This window comes from Desulfosalsimonas propionicica, from assembly GCF_013761005.1.
Lineage (GTDB): Bacteria > Desulfobacterota > Desulfobacteria > Desulfobacterales > Desulfosalsimonadaceae > Desulfosalsimonas > Desulfosalsimonas propionicica.
In genome coordinates, this window is sequence record NZ_JACDUS010000012.1 from 57,512 (window position 1) to 79,728 (window position 22,217).

General features: G+C 55.0%; 16 protein-coding genes. 11 read left to right on the top strand and 5 right to left on the bottom strand.

Annotated elements, in window-relative coordinates:
* Window positions 1–14: 14 nt before the first annotated feature.
* The gene (locus HNR65_RS15245; RefSeq protein WP_181552386.1) at window positions 15–1,664 is read right to left on the bottom strand and encodes a fatty acid--CoA ligase; all 1,650 of its coding nucleotides are present in this window, start codon (window positions 1,662–1,664) and stop codon (window positions 15–17) included.
* A 273-nt stretch (window positions 1,665–1,937) separates the two neighbouring features.
* Between HNR65_RS15245 and HNR65_RS15250 the strand changes: the two genes are divergently transcribed.
* Complete coding sequence (locus HNR65_RS15250) at window positions 1,938–3,464, top strand: AMP-binding protein (RefSeq protein WP_181552387.1); 1,527 nt, start codon at window positions 1,938–1,940, stop codon at window positions 3,462–3,464.
* Between the two features lie 23 nt (window positions 3,465–3,487).
* On the opposite strand, the gene HNR65_RS15255 is transcribed toward HNR65_RS15250, so the two are convergent.
* Complete coding sequence (locus HNR65_RS15255) at window positions 3,488–4,102, bottom strand: hypothetical protein (protein ID WP_181552388.1); 615 nt, start codon at window positions 4,100–4,102, stop codon at window positions 3,488–3,490.
* Between the two features lie 204 nt (window positions 4,103–4,306).
* Here HNR65_RS15255 and HNR65_RS15260 point away from each other — a divergent pair, with 204 nt between their 5' ends.
* Window positions 4,307–5,989, top strand: coding sequence for a PAS domain-containing sensor histidine kinase (locus HNR65_RS15260; RefSeq protein ID WP_181552389.1), 1,683 nt, complete (start codon window positions 4,307–4,309; stop codon window positions 5,987–5,989).
* Here HNR65_RS15260 and HNR65_RS15265 read toward each other — a convergent pair.
* Complete coding sequence (locus HNR65_RS15265; protein WP_181552390.1) at window positions 5,986–6,924, bottom strand: DMT family transporter; 939 nt, start codon at window positions 6,922–6,924, stop codon at window positions 5,986–5,988. The genes HNR65_RS15260 and HNR65_RS15265 overlap by 4 nt on opposite strands.
* A gap of 206 nt (window positions 6,925–7,130) precedes the next feature.
* Between HNR65_RS15265 and HNR65_RS15270 the strand changes: the two genes are divergently transcribed.
* The 3 genes from HNR65_RS15270 (at window position 7,131) to HNR65_RS15280 (ending at window position 12,062) form a co-directional block, all read left to right on the top strand.
* Window positions 7,131–7,997 carry a LysR substrate-binding domain-containing protein gene (locus HNR65_RS15270; protein WP_181552391.1) on the top strand — a complete coding sequence of 289 codons (867 nt, stop codon included), beginning with the start codon at window positions 7,131–7,133 and terminating at the stop codon, window positions 7,995–7,997.
* Between the two features lie 78 nt (window positions 7,998–8,075).
* Window positions 8,076–10,268, top strand: coding sequence for a mechanosensitive ion channel family protein (locus tag HNR65_RS15275; RefSeq protein WP_181552392.1), 2,193 nt, complete (start codon window positions 8,076–8,078; stop codon window positions 10,266–10,268).
* Between the two features lie 135 nt (window positions 10,269–10,403).
* Window positions 10,404–12,062 carry an AAA family ATPase gene (locus tag HNR65_RS15280; protein ID WP_181552393.1) on the top strand — a complete coding sequence of 553 codons (1,659 nt, stop codon included), beginning with the start codon at window positions 10,404–10,406 and terminating at the stop codon, window positions 12,060–12,062.
* Window positions 12,063–12,087: 25 nt separating this feature from the next.
* Here HNR65_RS15280 and HNR65_RS15285 read toward each other — a convergent pair whose 3' ends face one another.
* A complete protein-coding gene (locus HNR65_RS15285; protein WP_181552394.1) occupies window positions 12,088–12,792 on the bottom strand; it encodes a haloacid dehalogenase type II in 705 nt (234 codons plus the stop codon).
* A gap of 139 nt (window positions 12,793–12,931) precedes the next feature.
* Here HNR65_RS15285 and HNR65_RS15290 point away from each other — a divergent pair, with 139 nt between their 5' ends.
* From HNR65_RS15290 to HNR65_RS15310, 5 genes are all read left to right on the top strand, one after another.
* The gene (locus HNR65_RS15290; protein ID WP_181552395.1) at window positions 12,932–13,927 is read left to right on the top strand and encodes a YhdH/YhfP family quinone oxidoreductase; all 996 of its coding nucleotides are present in this window, start codon (window positions 12,932–12,934) and stop codon (window positions 13,925–13,927) included.
* Window positions 13,928–14,288: 361 nt separating this feature from the next.
* Window positions 14,289–15,647, top strand: coding sequence for a sigma-54 interaction domain-containing protein (locus tag HNR65_RS15295; protein WP_181552396.1), 1,359 nt, complete (start codon window positions 14,289–14,291; stop codon window positions 15,645–15,647).
* Between the two features lie 252 nt (window positions 15,648–15,899).
* Window positions 15,900–17,570: a long-chain-fatty-acid--CoA ligase gene (locus HNR65_RS15300; protein ID WP_181552397.1), complete on the top strand. Its 1,671-nt coding sequence runs from the start codon at window positions 15,900–15,902 to the stop codon at window positions 17,568–17,570.
* Window position 17,571: 1 nt separating this feature from the next.
* The gene (locus tag HNR65_RS15305; protein WP_181552398.1) at window positions 17,572–18,369 is read left to right on the top strand and encodes an N-acyl homoserine lactonase family protein; all 798 of its coding nucleotides are present in this window, start codon (window positions 17,572–17,574) and stop codon (window positions 18,367–18,369) included.
* A 55-nt stretch (window positions 18,370–18,424) separates the two neighbouring features.
* Window positions 18,425–19,891 (top strand): 4-hydroxyphenylacetate 3-hydroxylase family protein, encoded by a 1,467-nt coding sequence (locus HNR65_RS15310; protein ID WP_181552399.1) that lies wholly within the window; start codon window positions 18,425–18,427, stop codon window positions 19,889–19,891.
* A 79-nt stretch (window positions 19,892–19,970) separates the two neighbouring features.
* On the opposite strand, the gene HNR65_RS15315 is transcribed toward HNR65_RS15310, so the two are convergent.
* Window positions 19,971–20,912 (bottom strand): outer membrane beta-barrel protein, encoded by a 942-nt coding sequence (locus tag HNR65_RS15315; RefSeq protein ID WP_181552400.1) that lies wholly within the window; start codon window positions 20,910–20,912, stop codon window positions 19,971–19,973.
* A 406-nt stretch (window positions 20,913–21,318) separates the two neighbouring features.
* On the opposite strand from HNR65_RS15315, the gene HNR65_RS15320 reads away from it, so the two are divergent.
* Complete coding sequence (locus HNR65_RS15320) at window positions 21,319–22,068, top strand: DUF72 domain-containing protein (RefSeq protein WP_181552401.1); 750 nt, start codon at window positions 21,319–21,321, stop codon at window positions 22,066–22,068.
* Window positions 22,069–22,217: the final 149 nt, after the last annotated feature.

Consider the following 22,217-nt stretch of genomic DNA (forward strand, 5'->3'; position numbering starts at 1 on the left):
TTCTTTCTTGAAAATCAGGACGTAAACTGGGTCCGGATGTCTTTTTTGTTGATTTTGCCAACGCTGGTCTTGGGAATTTCGTCAACGATCTGCACCCGGTTGGGTACCCCGTATTTGGGGATTTCCCCGGCGTCCACAAACTTCATGAAAAAGTCGCGCAGCTCGTCTTCAGTGACCTTGTCCTTGTGGCTGTCTTTGACCACCACCAGCACCAGGGGCCGTTCCCCCCATTTTTCGTCAGCCACGCCGATGGCGGCTGATTCGCTGACAGCCTCGTGCTGGCTGATGATGTCTTCCAGGGTCAGCGAGGAAATCCATTCCCCGCCGGTTTTGATCACGTCTTTTAGCCGGTCTGTGATCTGCAGATATCCCTCTTCATCCAAGTAGCCAATATCGCCGGTATGCAGCCATCCGCCCTGCCAGAGTTCCTCGCTTTTTTCCGCATCCTTGGTGTAGCCCTGGGTCAGCCACGGCGAGCGCACCACCACTTCACCGGTGGACTCGCCGTCATGGGGCAGGGCGTTGCCCTGGGGGTCCCAGATCCGCACGTACACGTTGGGCGCGGGCCGGCCGGTTCGGCAGCGGTACTTGACCTGTTCCTCCTCGTTCCAGTCCATCATTTTGGGCTTGAGCACCGCGGATGTCAGCAGCGGGCATGTCTCGGACATGCCGTAGGCGGCATAAATGTTAATGCCCAGTTTCAGGGCTTCCCTGCAAAGTCCGCGCGGCAGGGCCGAGCCGCCGATGATCACCTTCCAGCCCGTGAGGTCAAAATTCGTGATGGCCGGACTGGAAACCAGCATGTGCATGATGGTGGGCACGCAATGGGAGAATGTGACTTTTTCCGATACCAGCAGTTTGAGCAGCATTTCCGGTTCGTAACGGCCGGGATAGACCTGCTTGGCCCCCAGCAGGGTCATGACATAGGGCACACCCCAGGCATGCACGTGAAACATCGGGGTGATGGGCATGTAGACGTCTTTGGAAGTGATCGGCGCCTGGGACTCGAATGCGGCCATGTTGGCCAGCATGCCGTATGTGTGCATCACCAGCTGCCGGTGGCTGAAAAACACGCCCTTGGGCAGACCTGTGGTTCCGGTGGTGTAGAAGGTGGTGGCCATGGTGTTTTCGTCAAAGTCCGGAAAATCATAGGACTTTTCCGCCTTGTTGACCATGTCTTCATATTCGCCTTCTAGGGTCAGCGAAGTGTCCGGCGTTTTGCCGCTGTCGCTGATCAGGATGATTTTTTTGACCGTGGTGAATTTGTCCTTGACCGATTCAAGAAGCGGGAGGAATTCTTCGTTTACGAGGATGACGTCGTCTTCGGCATGATTGATGGTATAGATCAGCTGTTCCGGGGAAAGGCGCACGTTAATGGTGTGAAGCACCGCGCCCATCATTGGAACGGCAAAAAAGCATTCCAGGTAGCGATGGCTGTCCCAGTCCATGACCGCCACGGTGCTGCCCGGCTCCACACCCTGGGATGCCAGCGTGTTTGCCAGCTGATGCACTCTTCGGTTTAAATCCCGATAAGTGTAGCGGACCATGTCCCGGTATACAATTTCCCGCTCCGGGGAATAGATCAGGGGCGTTTCCAGGATGTGCTTGATCAGCAGCTGATAGTTGTAGGCCGAGGGGCTGGGGTCGATTTTTCGAAACGTCATGCATGCCTCCTTGCGCTGTCAGTATAAGTGTTAAACCAGATAAACGTTAAACCAGGAAACAAAATAGAATCACTATAAACCTTTTTGAAATAAATTTAAACCAGAATTCACACGTACCGAAAGCTTAACTTGCGTTCGGGGGGTAAAACAATGTATTGTCCTATAAATTTATCGAATCCGTTCTGCGGATCAAGACAAAACATTGAATCGCAGATGCGGAAATCTGGAAAATCATTGCGCCATAAATGACGTGCTGTGCAACAAGGAGGACTGATGGGACTTCGGGATTATACTATTTATGATTTTATCCGCCGCAATGCCGTTTTGTATGCCGATCAGGAGGCAATTGTCTATAAGGACGTCCGTCTGACACACCGGGAATTCAAGCAAAAGTGCGACAGTCTGGCAGCCGGGCTTTTGCGTGCCGGCGTGGGGCCCGGCGACCGCCTGGGCGTGGTGGCGCACAATTGCGATGAGTTCGTGATTCTCTACGGGGCTGCCGCAAAAATCGGCACCATTGTCGTGCCGGTCAACTGGCGTTTTTCAGCAGACGAAGTGGCTTATGTCCTAAAAGATGTCACGCCCATGTTCGTGTTTGCCGGCCCGGACTACCGGGACCAGGTGCTGGCACTGCAGTCGGAAACTGATATTGAAAAATATTATACCATCGGCGGCGGGGATGCACCGGCCGGCTATGAGCCGTTTTCCGCCCTGTATGATGACGCTGGTGCTGCGGATGAAATCGATATCACCACGGATACGGGTTTTGTGATCATTCATACCGCGGCCGTTGAGGGCCGGCCGCGCGGGGCGCTGCTGAGCCAGGGAAATATCTGTGCCATTGATTTTCAGCGAATCGCCAGCGAGGGTTTTGGCCCGGAGTCCTGTCACATATGCCTTCTGCCCCTTTTCCATATTGCCGGACTGGCCAGGCTCATGGCAGTCATGCACGCGGGCGGGAAGAACGTGATTTTTGAACGTTTTGATCCCGGACAGGTGCTAAAAGGCATTGAAGCGGAAAAAGGCACCACGTTTTTTAATTTTTCCCCGATTTTGGAACGCCTGATCGAAAAGCACAGGGAATTGGGCGGCCGCATTGATCTTTCGAGCCTGCGTACCGTGGGCGGGCTGGATCAGTCTGAAAACCTGGATCAGTTCGGCCGGATCGCCCCCAATGTTTCATTCGGTGCGGGATTCGGCCAGACCGAGGCCATGGCGGTGACCTGGGCGCCGTATAGCGAGCGGCCGGGGAGTGCGGGCAAGCCCACCATCATTGCGCAGGTGGCCCTGTTTGACGATGACGACCAGCCCGTGGCCGTCGGCGGGGAGGGCGAGATCTGCGTGCGCGGTCCCTCTGTTTTTCTCGGTTACTGGAACCGGGTGGCGGACACCGCGCATACATTTCGCAGCAACTGGCATCATACCGGGGATATCGGCCGGTTTGATGCGGACGGCTATCTTTGGTATGTGAAGCGTAAACCGGAAAAAGAGCTGATCAAGCCGGGCGGGGAAAATGTCTATCCCGCGGAGGTCGAGGGCGTGATCATGGAACATCCTGACATTTCGGAGGTCAGCGTTATCGGCGTGCCGGACCGGCAGTGGGGCGAGGCGGTTCTGGCCGTGTGCGTGGCACAGCCCGGCAAAACCATAGGGGAAAAGGATCTGATCGATTTTGTGGCCTCCCGGATCGCCCGGTATAAGAAGCCGCACTCCGTGGTGTTTGTCGATGCCCTGCCCAAAACCGGAAAGGGCGGAATCGACCGGGACCAGGTTAAAAATGAGCACGGCGGAAAATATTGATGCGTTTTCCGGGATCTGGAAAATCAATCCGTGTCAGGCGGGTCTCCGCGTTCCAAAAACAGTTCAATACCGGCGACAAGGATGAAAAAGTAGCCCAGCATTTCCAGGCATTCCTCCAAAAGGCGCTTGTAGTCCCGGGCGTAATCGTCTCCCAGCAGGGGTTCGAGAAAGGGCCCGTGCCCGGTTAACTGGCCGTATATCACTACGATCAGCCCGGCCCACATGAGGGCGAAAACAGGCGTTGCGGCAAAGCGTGCCAGTTCGCGGCCAAAGACTTCCCTGTTATACCAGGCCAGCAAAATTGCTGAAACCAACAGGATGGCCGCCGGTGCCTGCCAGCCGCCAACGGGTATGGCCTGATCCAGCAGGGCGTCGCACTCGCGGACCATGGCCAGCAGCGCTGCAAATGCCGTTATCACGGGAAAAAATTTTGCTTTCGGTTTCCGGCGCATTGCCGCGGCCATCATGAGTGCTGCTGAGAGGCCCAGAACAGCAAGCTGCAGCCATTCCACGATGCCGCCTTCCTTGAACTGCCGGGTATCGCCCCATCCGGCCACGTAATTCAAAAAACCGCCCAGCAGCAGCAAAAGCAGGGTATAAAGGGTATAGCGAATCAGAATGGATTTTTTGTCTGCCATATTCAGGAAAAGCTCCGTGTTGGGATTTGGGGGCGCGGTCCAAATACAGATTTTTATTTTTGAAATCTTGCGATCTGAAGTGTTGCGAAATGTTGGCTACTATCATAAAATAAAATTATATGAAAGACTATTTTGGTTTTTATTATTGGGTTGGCCGCCCGTTTGTCCTTGCAAACAAATCCATTTGATTTCTTATGAGTATATATGACGGCAGAGGCAACAAAAGAAGCGTTAAAACAACGGATCCGGGAACTGGAAGCAGAAATCGCAGCTCTCAGGCACCAGCCGTCAGGTCCGCCGGAGGCGGGGCAAAGCCATGCCGGGCAGCAAAGCTGCGAGCAATATTACCGGATGATTGTGGAAAACGCCGCAGATCTGATTTTCACGGTCAATGAAAATGGCGAGTTCGTCTATATCTCCCCTAACTCTCGGGCCATTTTGGGCTACGGCCCGGAGGCGTTTATCGGAAAACCCTTTATTCCCTTTGTGCATCCCGATGACGTGGAGGGCATTCTCAATATCCTCTCTGAGATTTACACCCGCTATCAGAACCGGGGAGTCCATGGGGTGGGCCGCATGACGCTGGAATACCGGGCCCTGGCCAGAGACGGCCAATGGAGATGGCTTTCTGCGAAAAACACCATTGTCAAGGAAACAGACCAGCATCTGGAAGTGGTCTGCATTGCCAGGGATATCACCGAACAAAAGGAGGCGGCCCGGAAGCTGGAAGAAAGCGAACAGCGATATCGTTTTCTGGTCGAGGAATCCAATGATATTATCTGGACCTTTGATTTGTCCTCCATGACTTTTGTCTATGTTTCCAGGTCCGTGGAGCGGATCCTTGGCTTTCCCCAGGATCAGGCCAGCGGGGTGGGACTTGATGATATTTTTGACCCGGAAACCGAAAAAAAAGTAAGGGCTGCTTTTGAATCTGCAGCCGGGGATCCGGACGGTGACGGCCGGGTGATGACAGAAGCCGAGCATCTGGGAAAAAACGGGCGAACGGTCAGCATGGAGGTCAACGCGTTGCTCCACAGGGATGCCGGCGGCCGGCCCGTATCCTTTACCGGTGTCTCTAGGGACATCACAGAGCGCAATGCCGCCCTCCGGGAAAGGGAAAAACTCCAGGCACAGCTCAGACATGCCCGGCAGATGGAGGCCATCGGAACTCTGGCCGGCGGCATTGCCCATGATTTCAACAATATTCTTTTTTCTGTGATTGGATACACGGAATTGGCCATAGATGAAGCGGCTGAAGGCAGCCAGCTGCACCATAATCTCTGCCAGGTGCTGGCTGCCGGAAATCGTGCCAGGGATCTGGTCAGGCAGATTCTGGCCATCACCCGCAATGAGAAGCAGGCCTTCCGGCCCGTGGCCGTGTCCGGCCTTGTCCGGGATGCGCTGGAAACGGTGAGATCCGGTTTTCCCCCCGGGGTTGCGCTGCGGGAAAACATCCGCCGTGATCAGTTGACTGTTAACGCGGATCCCGTCCAGCTCCAACAGGTGATCGCGAATCTGGCGGCCAACGCCGGCCATGCCATGCAGGGCCGGGACGGGGTGGTGGAAGTTCAGGTGACCCGGTTTTGCATGGACCCTGAGAGCACGCTTTGCCATCTTGATGCCGCGGCCGGAGATTATGCAAGAATTTCAGTAAGTGATACCGGTTCGGGAATTGACAAACAGGACCTGGGCAAGATTTTTGAGCCGTATTTTACCACCCGGAAAGAAGGCACGGGCACGGGGCTGGGCCTGTCCATTGTCCACGGCATCGTCAAGGTGCATAAGGGATTTTTGACTGTGGACTCCGAATCCGGCCGCGGCAGCGTCTTTCACGTGCATCTGCCCCTGGTCCGGGATGATTGGGAAGCGGACTCTTTGGATTTTTAAGTGCCTTTACCGTTTTTTCCGGTTTCCGGCAATGGGCCGCGGCTGCCGCGGGTCATCAGTACCCCGGGAACAATCAGGCACACGGCGGCCAGGTGCTGCCGGCCCAGGGATTCGTTTAACAGAAAAAATCCGCTCACCGCCGCGATCAGGGGCACCAGGTTCAAATACACTGCTGTTTTGGCCGGCCCCATGTTCCGGACGGTATTGTTCCAGATCACATAGGAAAGGGCTGTCCCCAGAACGCCGGCGCACAAACCGCCCAGCCAGGACTCGGGCTTGATTTCCGCCACGGGAAGGCTCGCCAGGGTGTTGAAACTCAGCAGGCTCAGGCTGACCGCTCCCCATATGGCACCGTAAGCGGTAAATTTCAGGGCAGAGCGTGTTGACGGGACAAACCGGTTGGCAACCGTATACAGGGCCCAGTTGAGCATGGCCGCAGTCATGAGCATGTCCCCTTTCAGGGAGGTGAATGAAAAATTCGCCCCCCGGGGAAGCAGGATCACTGCAATGCCGGCAAAGGAAAGCAGAAGCCCGGCCCATTGCATTTTATTGAGCCGTTCCATGCCTATCAGCCGGCTGATCAGGGCAACGGCCACCGGGGTGGTGCCGAAGATCAGCCCTGCATTGGCCGCGGAAGTATAATTCATGGCCAGGCTAAAGCAGAACGGAAAGCAAGCCATTCCCAAAAGTCCCAGGCCCACGGCCAGCAGGTGCTCCCGGAAATCCATCCGGACCTGTTTGTGATGGCCCGCGGTAAATGCGGCCATGATCATGAGCACAAGCGCTGCACTGGCCATCCGGAGGTTGGCAAACGATAGCGGGTCCAGGCTTTTGAGGCCCAGCTTGGTAAACAGAAAGGTCAGGCCCCAGAAGTGAATGACAAGGAACATGTTGATATCATTGGCCGGCACCGCCCTGCCGTGAAGTGTTTTCATATGCTGCTGTCTCCTTTTTGATGCAATGTTTTCCGGGTTTGATATGTAATGCAGCAAAATCGTCTAGGCCAACGAATAGTTGTGATATGGCCATCACGAAAATTGATAACCACGGCATGCACTCGGCGTTGGTTTTGGCTTGCATCGCGGCCCGATACTGGCCTAAATTATCGGTTTGTTCAGTCAAAAACAGGATAACAACATCGATGGTTTATAATCCGGATCTGGATATCAATCTGCTGCGCGCCTTTGTCACCGTGGCGGAACGCAAAAGCTTCACCCTGGCGGCCGCGCGGCTAAACCGCACCCAGTCAGCTGTTAGCATGCAGCTCCGGCGGCTGGAGCAGAACTTGGGAAGAACCCTGATCACCCGTAACAGGGCAGGGGCCGGGCTGACTGACAGCGGCCGGGTCATGCTGGAATATGCCCGGCAGATGCTGAAGCTAAATGATCAGGTTATGGCCGAAATTGGTGACCCCCGGGTCAAGGGCCGGGTGCGGCTGGGCATTCCGGATGATTACGCGGCCTATCTGCTTCCTTCGGCCCTGTCCGGGTTTGCCTCGCTGTATCCCGGCATCAGCCTGGAGGTCTGCTGCGAGTTGAGCGTGGATCTGCTGCGGCTTTTGGATGAGGGGGAGGTGGATCTGGCAGTGACAACCCGCCAGCCGCAGTCCCCGGGCGGGGTGGTGATTCGCAGGGAGCAGATGGTGTGGGCCCAGGCCGCGGGATGCGGGCTGCATCATGAAGATCCACTGCCCCTGGCACTGTTTCCCGACGGCGTGTGCGTATTCCGGCAATCCGCCCTTAAGGCCCTGAAAAGCTGCGGCCGCAGATGGAGCTTGGTATGCACGAGCCGGGGGCTTGCCGGCATCCGGGCCGTGGTGGCTTCAGCCATGGCCGTGACAGTGGTAACGGAAAACACCGTTTCTGCGAGCATGCAGATCATCAAACCGGATCAGGGTCTGCCGGATTTGCCGCAGGTGGATATCTGCCTGCATGTATCACCGAACCCGGCCAATGAAGCTGTATCGGTATTTGCCGATTATATCAGCCGGAGTCTGAAAAATTGCTGATAAAGGGAGGTTGTTTTGCTGCGTTTGTCACCATGTAAGTATATTGTTGCCATCCTGGTTTTTGCCGGATTCTTTTTTTTGCTTACAGCAACCGCGCCGGCACAGCAGGGCTCTGAAGCTCAGGCTCCCCAAAAGGCCTCCGATTCGGCAGATATTGGGGGCCGCCTGACAGAATTTGTCTCAGAGCAGATGGCAGAGGCCGCAGAGCAGTTGTCCGGCGCTGCCCGGGGACTTGCTGAGATTCCCGGCCTGGCAAAGGATCTGCTTGTCATGGCGCAGGACTCTGAAAATCTTTTTGCCTGGGCTGCGGCCGGCCTGAAGGTGGTGCTGGCGCTTTTTGCCGGCTTTATTGCGGCATGGGTGCTGAGGCGGCTTTTGATGCGTGCCCGCCTTGCCCTCGGGGACCGGGAGGGTGACAGGGACTGGGTCAGGATATTGCTGGCCCTGGGCCGCACACTAATGGACATGCTGCCGATTGCCGGATTTGTCATTGCTGCATACGCGGTTGTGCCCTCCACGGATCCCGGCCCTGAAACCCGTCTGGTTGCCATCAGTCTGGTCGCCGCAGTGGCAGTCTCGCGTTTTGTGCTTGTTGTTGCCCGCCTGATCTGTCTTCCTGAAGTCCCGGGCCGGACTTTTTTGTTCGCAGACCGGGAAACCGGGCGCTATTGCTATATCTGGATAAGGCGTATGACCATTCTGGGGGTCTACGGCTATTTCATCCTGGAAGCCGCCCTGCTCATCGGGATGCCCGGGGCCCTGCATTCTTTTTTGATCAAGTTTCTGGGCTTTGCCGTAATGGTTCTGCTGGTGTCGGTTATCCTGCAGAACAAACAGGAAGTCGCCGCCTGGATCGGCCGTCCGCGGGGCGCACCGGATCAAAAGGAAAAAAGGGCGGCCCGGCCCTCAGCAGGACGGGCTTTTCTGCGCCGCCTGACAGACGGTTGGCACATCATTGCTATACTTGTGGTTGCGGGATTTTATATAACCTGGGCTCTTGAAATCCCCGGCGGAAAACGTTTTTTACTGGCCGGCTTCCTAAAAACCCTTGTGGTGATATTTCTGGCAGGAATGTTTGTGCGATTGCTCCGGCATGGAGTCGGCAGGCTGTTTTATATCAGCGATAGCCTGAAACAGGATTATCCCGGGCTTGAGCAAAGGGCAAACCGTTACCAGCCTTTTGTTCTTGGGGCTCTTTCCGGAGTGATTTACCTGATAGCCGCCTTTGCGGTCCTAGAGGCATGGGGCCTTGGCACCTTTGGCTTTCTTTTCTCACCCACGGGCGGTGCATTAGCAGCGGAACTGGGTGTGCTTTTGCTGATAATTGCAGGTGCTGTGGTCCTCTGGGAGTTTGTTTATCTTCGCATAGAACGCTCCCTTTCCAGGGAGGACGGGGATACCGTTACAAACCGGCGAAAGTTCACGCTTCTGCCCCTGCTGAAAAATGTGGTTCTCATAATCTTAATTGTAATCACCGCAATGCTGGTACTTTCACGGCTCGGGATCAATATCGGACCGCTTCTGGCAGGGGCCGGGGTCATCGGCCTGGCCGTGGGTTTTGGTGCCCAGACCCTGGTTCGCGACATGATTACAGGCGCTTTTATATTGCTCGAAGATGCACTGGCAGTCGGCGACTGGGTGGAGGCCGGCGGGCACAGCGGCACGGTTGAGCGTCTTACGGTCCGCACCGTGACTTTGCGGGATCTGTCCGGAACCGTGCACCTGATTCCTTTCAGCGAGGTGACCACCGTAACCAACTACAACCGGGATTACGCATATGCACTAATAGATGCGGGCGTGGCCTATCGGGAGCGGTACGGGGACGTGGTGCAGGCCCTGCAGGATACGGCGGCCGAGCTCAAAAGCGATGAAACCTGGCGTCAGCATATAACCGGTGAGCTGGAGGTTTTTGGGATGAACAACCTGGCGGATTCGGCTGTTGAAATCCGGGTGCGTCTAAAGACCCGTCCCATGCAGCAATTTGCCATAAAGCGTGCCTTTTTGGAACGGATGAAGCGTGTTTTTGATGAAAGGGGCATTGAAATCCCGTTTCCCCACAGGACCGTCTGGTTCGGAGCCGAAAAAGACGGCACAGCCCCGCCCATGCGGCTGGCCATGGATAAGACCGGATCTTTATCATCCGCACCCGGCCCGGAATCGGAACCAGCGCCTGAAGCCACACCGCAGATACAGGTTGCCTCTGAAAAGCAGGCTTCCGAGGGGGTGGTCGAGGAGGCTGAGGCCGATGATCAGGATGATACGAAAAAGTAACCGGATTTCATTGGACAAAGATGCAGTTGGTTTTATGTTTGATACAAGGCAGTATTTGCGTCGTTGCACGCGGGTCTGCCGGCATCGGCTATGGGCTGTTGCTGACCGGGTTTTAAACCCGAAAAGAGGGCGGTTATGTATCATTCGCATTTTGGATTTAATGTCAAACCCTTTCAGATTAATGCTGATCCGGCGTTTTTATGGCTGGGCGAGCAGCATACAGAGGCGCTTTCGTTTCTCAGGTACGGGGTTCTGGAAAACCGGGGGTTTTTACTTCTGACCGGGGATGTGGGCACCGGCAAGACAACACTTTTAAATGCACTTCTGCAGAATCTTGACGACTCCAATGTCCTGGTGGCCCGGATACCCGACCCCAGGCTTGATTTGATGGATTTTATCAATATCCTGGCCGACAGGCTGGGCATGAACGAGTCATTTGCCTCCAGGGGCCCCTTTCTTATCAGTTTTGAGAAGTTTCTCAATCGTCAGCATTATATGGGCAGAAATGTATTGCTGATCATCGACGAGGCCCAGCGGCTCACCTATGAACTGCTTGAAGAGATTCGCGCGCTGTCCAACCTTGAAAAACCCAACGCCAAACTCTTCAATGTTTTTTTCGTGGCCCAGGACGAATTCAATGACATGCTCCTGGATCACAGGAGCCGGGCCATACGCCAGCGCATTACCCTCAGCTATCATCTTGAGCCGCTCAACAGAAAAGAAGTGGGCGAGTACATCCGCCACCGGCAAAAGGTGGCCGGCGCTCAAAAAGATCTTTTTTCAAAAAAGGCGGTGGAACGCATATATGCATTTTCAGGCGGCTTTCCTCGCCTGATCAATATTATATGCGATCATGCGCTGCTCAGCGCTTATGCCGGGGATAAAAAACAGATTTCCGAAGACATTGTTGCCGAATGCGCCCGTGACCTGAAGGTGCGCTCCTTTGAACTGCCCGCGGGCCGAAGCTTTGCGCCGTTGGGCCCTGCAGGTCCGAACAAGAAACCGGAATCAGTCCCGGCACCGCCGGCGCCCAGGCACAAAAAATCAAGACTGGCGATTCCGGCATTACTGGTTTTATTGCTGATCGGGGGTTATGGGGCATATCAATGGATTCCCGAATCGGCAGGATGGTTTGTCTCCACTACCGAAAGAGCGGATACCGGCCGGCCGGCGGCCGGGGATGTCCAGAGCAGCGGCACCTTGACAATGCCGGAAAACACGGCACAGGCGGTTTCGGCCAGCCCGGGTGACAAAACCGTTGAAAAAACGGTAAACAGCCGGACTGCGGGCAAATCACCCGAGGAAACCCCCTCGCCTGATATCAGGCAATCCGCTCAGAGTGCACCAACCGAAATCAAACCTGAGCCGACCAGTGATATTGCTGATGATCCGGCCGGGCCGGACAAGCCGGAGCCCGAAACAGTGGCCAGGCTTGATCCAGGCCGGTATGCGGATCAAAAATTCGCTGTGAATTTTCCAAACGGGGTTTACAGCCTGGACCCGGATTCGGTTGAAACCCTGGACCGGGTCAAAGACCTGCTTGTCCGAAATCCCGGGCTCCAAGCAAGGGTGACGGGCTATTCCGATTCCCTTGGCGATCGCCGGTACAACCTGCACCTTTCCAGAATCCGGGCAAACATTGTCAAAAGCTATCTCATCGGAAACGGAGTGGATGCCGGAAGAATTGATTCAGAAGGGCTCGGCCAGCAAAATCCGGTTGCATCCAATGAAACCGCAGAAGGCAGGGCCCGCAACAGGCGGGTTGAAATCGTGTTTGCCCCCCTTTCCCAGTAGCTTTGCGCGGTTGTCGTCCCTGAAATCAAACCTGCAGCTTTTGGCACAGGGTTTCAAAATCCGGTGCCTCAATGTCAAAGTCGACTTTTTCCGGCTCTCCAAACCCCTCGGTCATGTTGTCTTTCTCCGGCACCTTCACATAAGCCGTATGCATTCCGGCCTGCCGGGCGGCTGCCAGATCGCCTTCATGGGCGGCCACCATCATGGATTCTTCCGGCTTTAGACCCAGCAGGCCTGTGGCCTTGATGTAGGCCTGTAAGGAGGGCTTGTAATAGCCCAGAAACTCGCAGGACAAAATGCCGTCCCACTGGACGCCGGCTGTCTTGGCGCTGTTGACAATGCTTTCCCAGCTCAAAATTGTGAGCACCACCACCGTATAACCGGTGCGCAAGCGATCTATGGCCTCGGGGGCGCCGTTAAAGGGTTTGAGGCGATGCCAGGTGGATGTTATTAAAGAAACCGGATCCACATGCGTCAGCAGCGGGTGTTCGGCTTTCATCTTTTCCAGGGCCCGCAGGTGCATGTCATCGGAATTCATCCAGGGCAGGTTGCCCTGTCTGACCTGGGTGTGGACCTTAAACATTTGATTGCGCCAGTCAACGGCAAAGGCCTCGCTGTCGATGGCTTCACCGTGCTGCTTTGCCAGTTTTTCGATATTTTCCCGTGCAGTGTTTTTCCAGTCAAACACGGTTCCCCCAACATCAAAAAACAATCCCCTGATGGCTTTCATATTCTCTCCCCCTGCTTTTTGGTTTGTCATTTGTTATTTCATGATAATATCAATTTATAGAGTTTCAAACAGATTATAACCTCCTTTACAATAGATCGACCGTTCACGCGGCTGAAACAGCCAGTACAGGAGAAGACATATGACAAGTCCGGATCTTTACACGGCATGGCGGGTTCATGAGAAAAACGGCGGATATGAGGGGGCAGAAGAGGCCTGCAGCATTTCCGATCTGCCTGAAAACGACGTGCTCATCCGGGTCACGCATTCGTCGCTCAACTATAAGGATGCCCTTTCGGCTTCCGGCAATAAAGGCGTTACCCGCAGCTACCCGCATACTCCCGGAATTGATGCTGCCGGCGAAGTCGTCGAATCCCGGCGGGGGCCTGCCGCGGGCGAGCAGGTGATCGTGACCGGCTATGATCTGGGAATGAACACCCCGGGCGGTTTCGGACAATACATCCGGGTGCCGGCGGATTGGTGCGTACCCATGCCCCCGGGCTGGGATGCCGGAAAAGCAATGGTATACGGTACCGCAGGTCTGACAGCGGGGCTTTGCGTGGAGAAGCTGCTGAAAATGGGCGCTGCAGCCGGGCAGGGCAGGGCAGTGGTCACGGGCGCCAGCGGTTCGGTGGGTAGCGTGGCCGTTGAGATTCTGTCAAAAATCGGCTTTGAAGTGGCGGCTGTCAGCGGCAAGGTCGATCAGGCAGAGCCCCTCAGGCAACTCGGCGCATCCGAGGTGGTTGGCAGGGAGGTTTTGGAGCCGTCCAAAAAGCCGCTTTTAAAACCCGGGTTTGCAAACGCCGTGGATACCGTGGGCGGGGCCCCCCTGGCAGAGCTGCTCAAACAGATTTCTCCGGGAGGTTCTGTTTCCTGCTGCGGCCTGGCCGGCGGCACGCAGGTTGAAACAACGGTGCTGCCGTTTATCCTCAGGGGGGTGAACCTGCTGGGCGTGGATTCGGTGGAAATCCCCATTGCGGAAAAAAAAGGTGTCTGGGAAAAGCTTGCCGGTCAGTGGGCATGCCCTGGTGTGGAAAAAACCGCCCGGGTCATCGGCCGCAGGGATCTGGGAGATGCATTAAAGGCGTTTTTAAAGGCCGAATCCGCAGGAAAAATCGTTCTGGATCACAGCCTTTGATGGCGCCGTAAAAAGTTCAATATCTGCGTTACACGCGATTCCTCAGAATTTCACGTACGGATAAGTACGCTGCATTCTTCGGAATCGCGCAAGCCTTGATCTTGAACTTTTTACGGCGCCATCTGAACACTTACTTTTTACGAAACCATCAGCCTTTAACACCCACTATTTACTGCGATACGGCTTTGTCCCTTTTCAATCCGTCCCGCGCAAAACAGGGTGATTGCGCGGCCGGCTTTGGGTTTGACAAATACCTGTTGCCCGTCTACATAAATACAGTATCCTAAAGTTTGGTTTAGGCGTATGTATCATCTGCCGGCCGCGCCAGCGGCTGCGCTGAACTTAAAAAAGGCGGGCTCAGATGAAATCAATGTCTTCGGCAAATCGTTTCCGGGACCTGATGATGGCTTTTTCCGGCTCTTATGACGGTCTGGTGCTTTGTGATGCAAACGGCGTTCTCATCAACCTCAATGAAAGCTATCGCAGAATCACCGAAGTCAGCGATCAGGATGTGCAGGCGGCCATGGGACGGCCCATGCACCACTTGGTTGCCGATGGCATTGTCACCCCCTCTGTTACCGTTGAAGTGCTCAGGCAGAAAAAGCCGGTGACCCTTGTCCAGCGCATCAAGACCGGAAAGCAGGTGCTGGTCACGGGCAACCCCATATTTGACGGGAGGGGCCGCATCCAGGCAGTGGTGACCAATGTGCGAAACCCGGATATTCTCCGCCTGACCCAGCAGCCGTCCGAAGCCCCGGACTCCGGGCATGATCCGTACATGAACAGCCCCCGGCTGGTTGCGGAAAGTCCGGAAATGATCCGGGTTCTGGATGTATCCCGCCGGATCGCTTCCTCGGAGCTGCCGGTATTGCTGCTCGGGGAATCCGGTACCGGCAAGGACCTGGTGGCCCGGTTTATCCACGGACACGGCCCTCGGTCCGGCGGCCCTTTTATACCGGTCAATTGCGCGGCCATCAATGAACAGCTGTTTGAAGCGGAGCTTTTCGGCTACCAGGGCGGCGCCTTTACAGGGGCCAGCCGCCAGGGGAAGCAGGGATTGGTCAAGCTTGCCCACGGGGGCACCCTGTTTCTCGACGAGGTGGCGGAAATGCCCATGGCCGCACAGGCCAAGCTGCTGCGGTTTCTCCAGGACATGGCCTATTACCCTGTGGGTGCAACAAGCCTGCACCAGGTGGATGTCCGGGTGATCTGCGCGACCAACCAGAATCTGGCCGATACTGTTGCAAAGGGGCGCTTTCGGGAGGATCTTTATTACCGCATGGCCGGTATGCCGATTTTTGTTCCGTCTTTAAGGGACAGAAAAGAGGATGTTTCCCCCCTTGCCCGGCATTTTCTAACCAATGCCGCAGCCGGGGGCGCAAGCGGCAAGGCGCTTTCCCGGGCCGCACAAAGAGCCCTTGAGGCCTTTTCCTGGCCAGGAAACGTGCGGCAGCTGGAAAATACCATGCAGCGGCTGCATGCCATTGTTCAAAACCACGAAATCACAGCGGATGACATCTGCCGGTGGATTGACGGATCCGGTTTTCCGGAGTCAGCAGCGGGTTTTGCAAATTCATCTTATCAGCAGGTCAAAACCCGGTGGGATCGCGACACGCTCAAGCAGGCCCTGGAGACCCACGGGGGTATTCGCGCTGCTGCCCGGGCCCTGAAAGTGGCGCCTTCAACCGTGCTTCGCAAAAAAAGGAAATACGGTCTTTAATCTGCCGCCAAAAAGCAACACTGGTTGTTGCTTTTTGGCAACAGGCGTAGCGCCCTGTATTTACCCGCCATTGCTTGTCTCTGTTGCCCGTGCTGTTGTTTTGTCCCGGCTTCTGCCCCCCTGAACTTTCTGAATGAGCCCTTTTTTTGGGCTTCTCCTTGATCGGCACAGCTTTTGCTAACCAATGAAGAAACAGTGTTTGCAAATGCGTCAATTTGTCGAATATCAAATTTTATAACAAGGAGGAAAATCTTGAACAGGCTACATGAACCGTTCTGGCCAAACCGGCTGCCCAAAACCCTGGCTTATCCCGAAGTGCCCCTTTTTCGCCTGATTGAAACAGCAGCGGAGTTTTACCCGGAAAAAGCCGCTGTCAATTATTACGGCCAGCCTTTGAGTTATCGCCGCATGGTCGGTGAAATCAAGAGCCTGGCCGGTGCCCTGTCAGCAGGCGGCATTCAGAAAGGCGAGCGGGTTGCGGTTTACATGCAGAACACGCCCCACTATATTATTTCTTTTTATGCGGTTATGCGGGCCAATGCCGTGGTGGTGCCGGTCAATCCCATGAACAATGAAAAGGAACTGGCCTTTATCCTCAAAGATGCCGGCGCATCGGCCCTTATCACCACCACTGACCTGCTGCCCGCTGCAGAGGCCGTTGGGCAAAGCACGGGGCTGAAGTTCATTATTGCCGGCCGATATTCCGATTACCTGCCGGAAAACCCGGCGCTGCCCGTGCCCGATCCCATGCCCAAGACCCCGGCCTGCCCGGAATCCTGCCTGGAATGGAACGCCCTGATAGCAAAGCAGAGTCCGGCGCCGGATGTGACCGTCGGACCGGATGACATGTGCCTGCTGCCCTATACATCCGGCTCCACAGGCAAGCCCAAGGGCTGCATTCATACCCACCGCACGGTCATGGCCAACCTGGTCAGCGCCTATTACTGGCTGACCAATACGGCATCCAGCGTACATTTGTCGGTTCTGCCGTTTTTTCATGTGACCGGCCTGATCCACAGCATGCTGGCCCCGCTTTTTGCCGGTGCCACCCTGGTGCTGCTGACCCGCTGGGACCGGGGCGCCGCCCTGAATGCCATTGAAAAATATCAGGTGACCCATTGGGTCAACATCTCCACCATGGTAGTGGACTTGCTGTCCGCCCCGGATGTTTCCGGCCGGGACCTGAGTTCCCTGGTGGTGGTCGGCGGGGGCGGGGCGCCCTTGCCGGAAGCCATCGGCAGCCGCTTAAACGAACTCACAGGACTTTCCTACGTGGAAGGCTACGGCCTGACCGAAACCATTTCCCAGACCCATTTCAACCCCCCGGACCGGCCCAAGATGCAGTGCATCGGGATTCCGGATTTCGGGGTGGATGCCCGTATTATTGATGTGGAAACCCAGGAGGAACTGGCCGTGAACAACTCCGGAGAACTGGTCATCAACGGCCCTGAAGTGTTCCAGGGCTATTGGAACCGCCCGGAAGACAGTAAAGATGCGTTTATTGAAACAGACGGCAAGCAGTTTTTCCGAACCGGCGATATCTGCACCATGGATGAAGAAGGTTATTTTTTCATCGTGGACCGCACCAAGCGGATGATCAATGCGGCCGGCTTCAAGGTGTGGCCGGCAGAGGTGGAAAACAGCCTTTACGCCCATCCGGCAGTGCTTGAAGCCTGCGTGGTGGGGGTCCCTGACCCTGTCCGTGTCGAGGAGGTCCGCGCTTATATCGTGCCCAAGGCGGATTACCGGGACAGCATCTCGGAAAAAGACATCATCGATTGGTCAAAAAAACAGATGGCCGCTTATAAATATCCCAGGCAGATTCTTTTTGTGGACTCCCTGCCAAAAGGGGCCACCGGCAAAACCCTTTGGCGCAAAGTCCAGGAAGAGGCACGCGCTGAAATGGAAAAGGGAGGCAAATAACATGGCTTTATACAAAATTCATCCCCTGAAAGTCGCAGAAATCACCGCTCCTCTGGGAGTACTGGCTATGATGGGCGACATGCAAACCTATGTGACCGCACCGGTTTTCGTGTTTTACCTCGAGGGCGGCAGCCGGAAGATTCTGGTGGATGCAGGGGTTGCCGCACCCGGCAGCGATGGCTTCGTTCATGGATTCCCGGTCAGCGGCGGCGGTGAAAAAGGCATCCGGCAGGCCCTTGAAACCGTGGGTACCGCACCTGAGGAAATCGACATCCTGGTGCTCACACACCTGCATTTTGATCATTGCGCAGCCGTTCATCTGTTTGAAAACGCCCGGATCATGGTGCAGAAAAAAGAATGGGAGACAGCCTTCAACCCGGTACCCGTTGCCAGAGCCGTTTATGAGCAGCCGCTTTTTGCCGGGTTGGAAAAAATGGACCTGGTGATCGTCGATGGGGAGCGGCAAATCGCAGAAGGTGTGTCCACGATGCTTTTGCCCGGCCACAGTCAGGGCATGCAGGGGCTTTCCATTCAAACCGCAAAGGGAAGGGCCGTGCTTGCAGGAGACCTGGCTTACTGTAATTATAATATCAACCCGCAGCTCTCCGAATCCGCGGACCTTGCGGGCAATACATTCGCGCTTCCGCCCCGACCGGATTTGCCTTTTGCCCCGCCGGGCATTCATATTGATTTGAGTCAATGGTTTGAAAGCATGTGGAAAACCGTTTCTCAAGCCCAAAGCCGGGATCTGGTAATCCCCGGTCACGAGCCTTCCCTTGTGGGGCAGGTCTTGGGTTAGCGATTGCGCCATCATTGCTTAAAACACTTTTTTTATATGAGCGAGGAAAATCAGAATGAGAACCAAGCAGGAGTATATCGACGGCCTCAAAAAGATGCGGCGCAACCTGTATTTCAATGGCGGCAAAATCGACCGCGACGATGAAGTTCAGGTGAGTGCCTTAAATGTTATGGGCATGACGTTTGATGAAGCCGCCAGCCCCGAGGGAAAAGATCTTTGCACCGCCACCTCCCATCTCACCGGAGAGACCATCAACCGGTTCTGCCACGTTCACCAGTCCCCTGCGGATCTGCATAAAAAGCAGGACATGACCCGGTATTTGTGCAAAAAGGTCGGCGGCTGCATCCAGCGCTGCATGGGCGTGGATGCCATCAACGCCATTAACGCGGTTTCCTTTGAGGCCGACAAGCTCAACAGCGGCAACACCGAGTACCATCAAAACTTTTTAAAATGGCTGGAAAATTTTCAGAAAAACGACCTGGTGGGCTGCTGCGCCCAGACCGACATGAAAGGCGAGCGTTTAAAGCGCCCGGCCGATCAGGCCGATCCGGACATGTACCTGCACGTCAAGGAGAAAACAAAGGAAGGCATTGTTGTCAAGGGCTGCAAGCTGCACATCTCCGAGGCCTCCATTGCCGATGAAATCCTTGTGGTACCCACCCGGGCCCTGGGGCCCAATGAAAAGGACTATGCCGTGGCCTTTGCCGTCCCGGCGGATCACGAGGGCCTTTACCAGGTAATTCACCCGCACAATTCCAGGCCGCGGGAAACCTACCAAAGAGGTTTTGACGGCGGATACACCGACTCCTACCTGTTGTTTGAAGACACCTTTATTCCCTGGGATCGGGTGTTTCTGTGCGGGGAAAACGATCACGGCGGCATCTGCGCGCTTTTGTTTGCCCTGTTTCACCGTCACAGCTATTCGGGCTGCAAGCCGGCCCTGGGAGATGTTTTGCTGGGCCTGGCCGCCACGGCCGCGGAATACAACGGCATTGAGAAAACCTCCCATGTGCGGGAAATGTTTTCCGAGATCATCAAAGTCACCGAGCTGGGCTATGCAGCCGGCTACACCGCCTCTGATTTTGGCAAACCCGAGGTCTATATCCCGGGCATGGGCCGGGCCCCCTACGGGCCGGGCAGCTACATTCCCGATTCCATCTATGCCAACGTGGGCCGCTGCCTGACCGGGGAAGCCGTGTTTCACGAGCAGGAAATGCTGTGCAACATCGCCGGCGGATTTCCGTCCACGTTTCCGTATGAAAGCGATATCACCAACCCGGAACTAAAGCCGATTCTGGAAAAATACCTCAAGCGCAATCCCAATATATCCGTGGACGACCAGATCAAGTTCTGGCTGTATTTCATTGAAAACACCTGCACCGGAGCAGCCGGCACCATGAACTACGGCAACTACCACGGCGGCGGATCCCCCATCATGGAGCAGATCGCCATCACCTCCCAGTATGACATCAAGGAACGCAAGCGCCTTGTAAAGGAACTGGCGGGAATCAAGGTAAAATAAATTGCATGCGCAGCGCCCGGGATTTTGATTCCGGGCGCTGCGAAGAGGTGTAAAGCCAGGGCTTTTTGTTGATTTTGCCTTAAAATTTTCCGTTTATGGCCAGGTCGAATTTATTTTCCGTGTATCGCCTTTTTGCCACGTTACTGTCTTTTTGCCTGTATGTGTGACTGGCTTCCACGCTGATTTTGCGGTCCCAGAAATAGGTGAGCCTGGGGCCAAAATCCAGGTATTGATCCGTTATATCAATGCCTTTGTAGTCATTGTTTTTGTATTGGACATTGACACCCGCCAAAAGGTTTTCCAACACTTTGTGATCCACCCGCGCCCGGGCGTCAAATACCCCCTTGCCCGGCGAGCCCGCCATGGCGGTTTCTTCAACAGAAGTTTCGGCCCTGGCCTCAAAGCAGGTCAGCGGTGTGGCCTTCCAATCAATGGACATGCCGCAGCACAATCCGCTAATGTCGTTGAGATCCTTGCGTTCCCGGTCCATGTGCCCGCCCCATAGTTCGATTGCACCATCCAGGTTCAGGGGCAAAACAGTTCCAATGCCGACGCGCAGGGATTCAGCCCCGCCGTTTTCTTCGTGCATGCGGCGGACATTGATGCGGCCGGTTAAAAAAGATTGTCCCGGCAGCGCCATTCTCCCGTTTATGGAAATATGGCTGTTTATATTTGGCTCAGCGGATCGGGTGGTCAATATATCGCTCTTAAAGCCGATATCAACGCCCAGAAAGTGCGCAGGCCCTCGGGAACGGATGGTCATCTCCGGTGTCATGACAATTGTCAGGTCCGAGGCGTTTTTGCCGGACAGGGCGTCAATTGAGCAGTTATTACTGCAGTCCATGCCAAGTTTGATTTCGGGGACAATGGTGAGGGCGCCGGTTCGGACTTCCGGCACCTCATAGCCGGATCCCAGCCAGTAACTCAGGGACTTGTCGCTTTGCGCCGCGGCAATGCAGGGCAGGACGAGAAAAAGCAGGAACGTGAGTAAAAACCGGTGCACGCCGGAATTTTCTTTCATGACAAAACCAGTCCTTGCCTGGGGGCGCAAAGCGCGATTTGGCTTTGCGCAGTGGATTCTTAGTCACCCTTAATTGAATTCCTTTTTTTTGTCAAGATGATGGTATGATGGGTTTTCTGGTATGCTTTGGTGTACAGGCACCTGGTTTTTGTTTGCCGGCAATTGTTGACATTGGTGTGGAATCTGTTTAATTTTCTTTAAAATTCGAAAATTTGATTGTGATGAGCCTGTAAAAAGTCTTTTTTACGGTGCCATCTGAAAATCGACTTTTTACGAAGGCATCAAGTCTTAAGTAAACTAAAAAAGTTATTTTTTTATTGGTTAGCGGTTATATAAGTTTTAGGTAGTTACGGCGTCATCAATTGTTTGATCGGCTTTCGTTTGCACAGCAGCCAGGAGAAACGTTTTGACGGAAACAAGCCCTCAGCTGTTTATCGGCACCAGCGGCTGGAACTACAAGGCATGGAAGGCGGATTTTTTCGCCGGGGTTGTACAGAAAAAATGGCTTGAGCACTACACAAAATATTTTAACGCAGTGGAGGTCAATGCCACGTTTTACCGGCTGCTGCAGGAAAATATCATCAGCAGCTGGAAAACGCGGACCCCGGATGATTTTTTCTTTGCCATCAAAGGCAGCCGGTACACCACGCATACCAAGCGGTTAAAAGATCCTTTGCAGGCGGTGCAGAAACAGAAAAACAACGTGTTGCCACTGCAGCACAAAATCCCGGCAGTGCTCTGGCAGCTGCCGGCTTCGTTTTCCATGGACATAGACCGGTTAAGGGGTTTTGCCGATGCCCTGCAATCCTGGAAAGAAGTCCGCCATGCGCTGGAATTTCGCGATTCTTCATGGTTTGTGCCGGAGGTGGCCTCGCTTTTGGAAGACCGCGGCCTGGGCGTATGCATTTCCGATGCCGCTGACTGGCCCCGCTGGGATGCGGTGAGCACGGACATGGTTTATGTGCGTCTCCACGGCCGCACCCAGACCTATCAGTCCGCCTACAGTGAGGATGAACTCGCCCAATGGGCCCGGAAGGTGAAAGCATGGCGACATGAAGGCAGAACCGTGCATGTCTATTTTGACAACACCGACGGCCCGGCTGCACCCCAAAATGCCCTTCGCTTCAAAGAAATCCTTGATTCCGGCGCTTTGTGACGGGTTTGTCTTTGTTTTTCCGACCTTGTGGCTCCGGCGCGGAGTCGTTTTCAGGAGGCAGGTTTCATTACAATATAGCCATAATGGGTAACGATTTACTCCCCCGTTATTTTCCGGAGCAGAAAAGAAAACAAGCAGCAAAAGAAATA

Coding starts and splice junctions, on each gene's coding strand:
- HNR65_RS15315 (WP_181552400.1), bottom strand. CDS start 20,912: ATGAAAGAAAATTCCGGCGTGCACCGGTTTTTACTCACGTTCCTGCTT.
- HNR65_RS15285 (WP_181552394.1), bottom strand. CDS start 12,792: ATGAAAGCCATCAGGGGATTGTTTTTTGATGTTGGGGGAACCGTGTTT.
- HNR65_RS15245 (WP_181552386.1), bottom strand. CDS start 1,664: ATGACGTTTCGAAAAATCGACCCCAGCCCCTCGGCCTACAACTATCAG.
- HNR65_RS15280 (WP_181552393.1), top strand. CDS start 10,404: ATGTATCATTCGCATTTTGGATTTAATGTCAAACCCTTTCAGATTAAT.
- HNR65_RS15255 (WP_181552388.1), bottom strand. CDS start 4,102: ATGGCAGACAAAAAATCCATTCTGATTCGCTATACCCTTTATACCCTG.
- HNR65_RS15290 (WP_181552395.1), top strand. CDS start 12,932: ATGACAAGTCCGGATCTTTACACGGCATGGCGGGTTCATGAGAAAAAC.
- HNR65_RS15260 (WP_181552389.1), top strand. CDS start 4,307: ATGACGGCAGAGGCAACAAAAGAAGCGTTAAAACAACGGATCCGGGAA.
- HNR65_RS15295 (WP_181552396.1), top strand. CDS start 14,289: ATGAAATCAATGTCTTCGGCAAATCGTTTCCGGGACCTGATGATGGCT.
- HNR65_RS15250 (WP_181552387.1), top strand. CDS start 1,938: ATGGGACTTCGGGATTATACTATTTATGATTTTATCCGCCGCAATGCC.
- HNR65_RS15270 (WP_181552391.1), top strand. CDS start 7,131: ATGGTTTATAATCCGGATCTGGATATCAATCTGCTGCGCGCCTTTGTC.
- HNR65_RS15310 (WP_181552399.1), top strand. CDS start 18,425: ATGAGAACCAAGCAGGAGTATATCGACGGCCTCAAAAAGATGCGGCGC.
- HNR65_RS15265 (WP_181552390.1), bottom strand. CDS start 6,924: ATGAAAACACTTCACGGCAGGGCGGTGCCGGCCAATGATATCAACATG.
- HNR65_RS15305 (WP_181552398.1), top strand. CDS start 17,572: ATGGCTTTATACAAAATTCATCCCCTGAAAGTCGCAGAAATCACCGCT.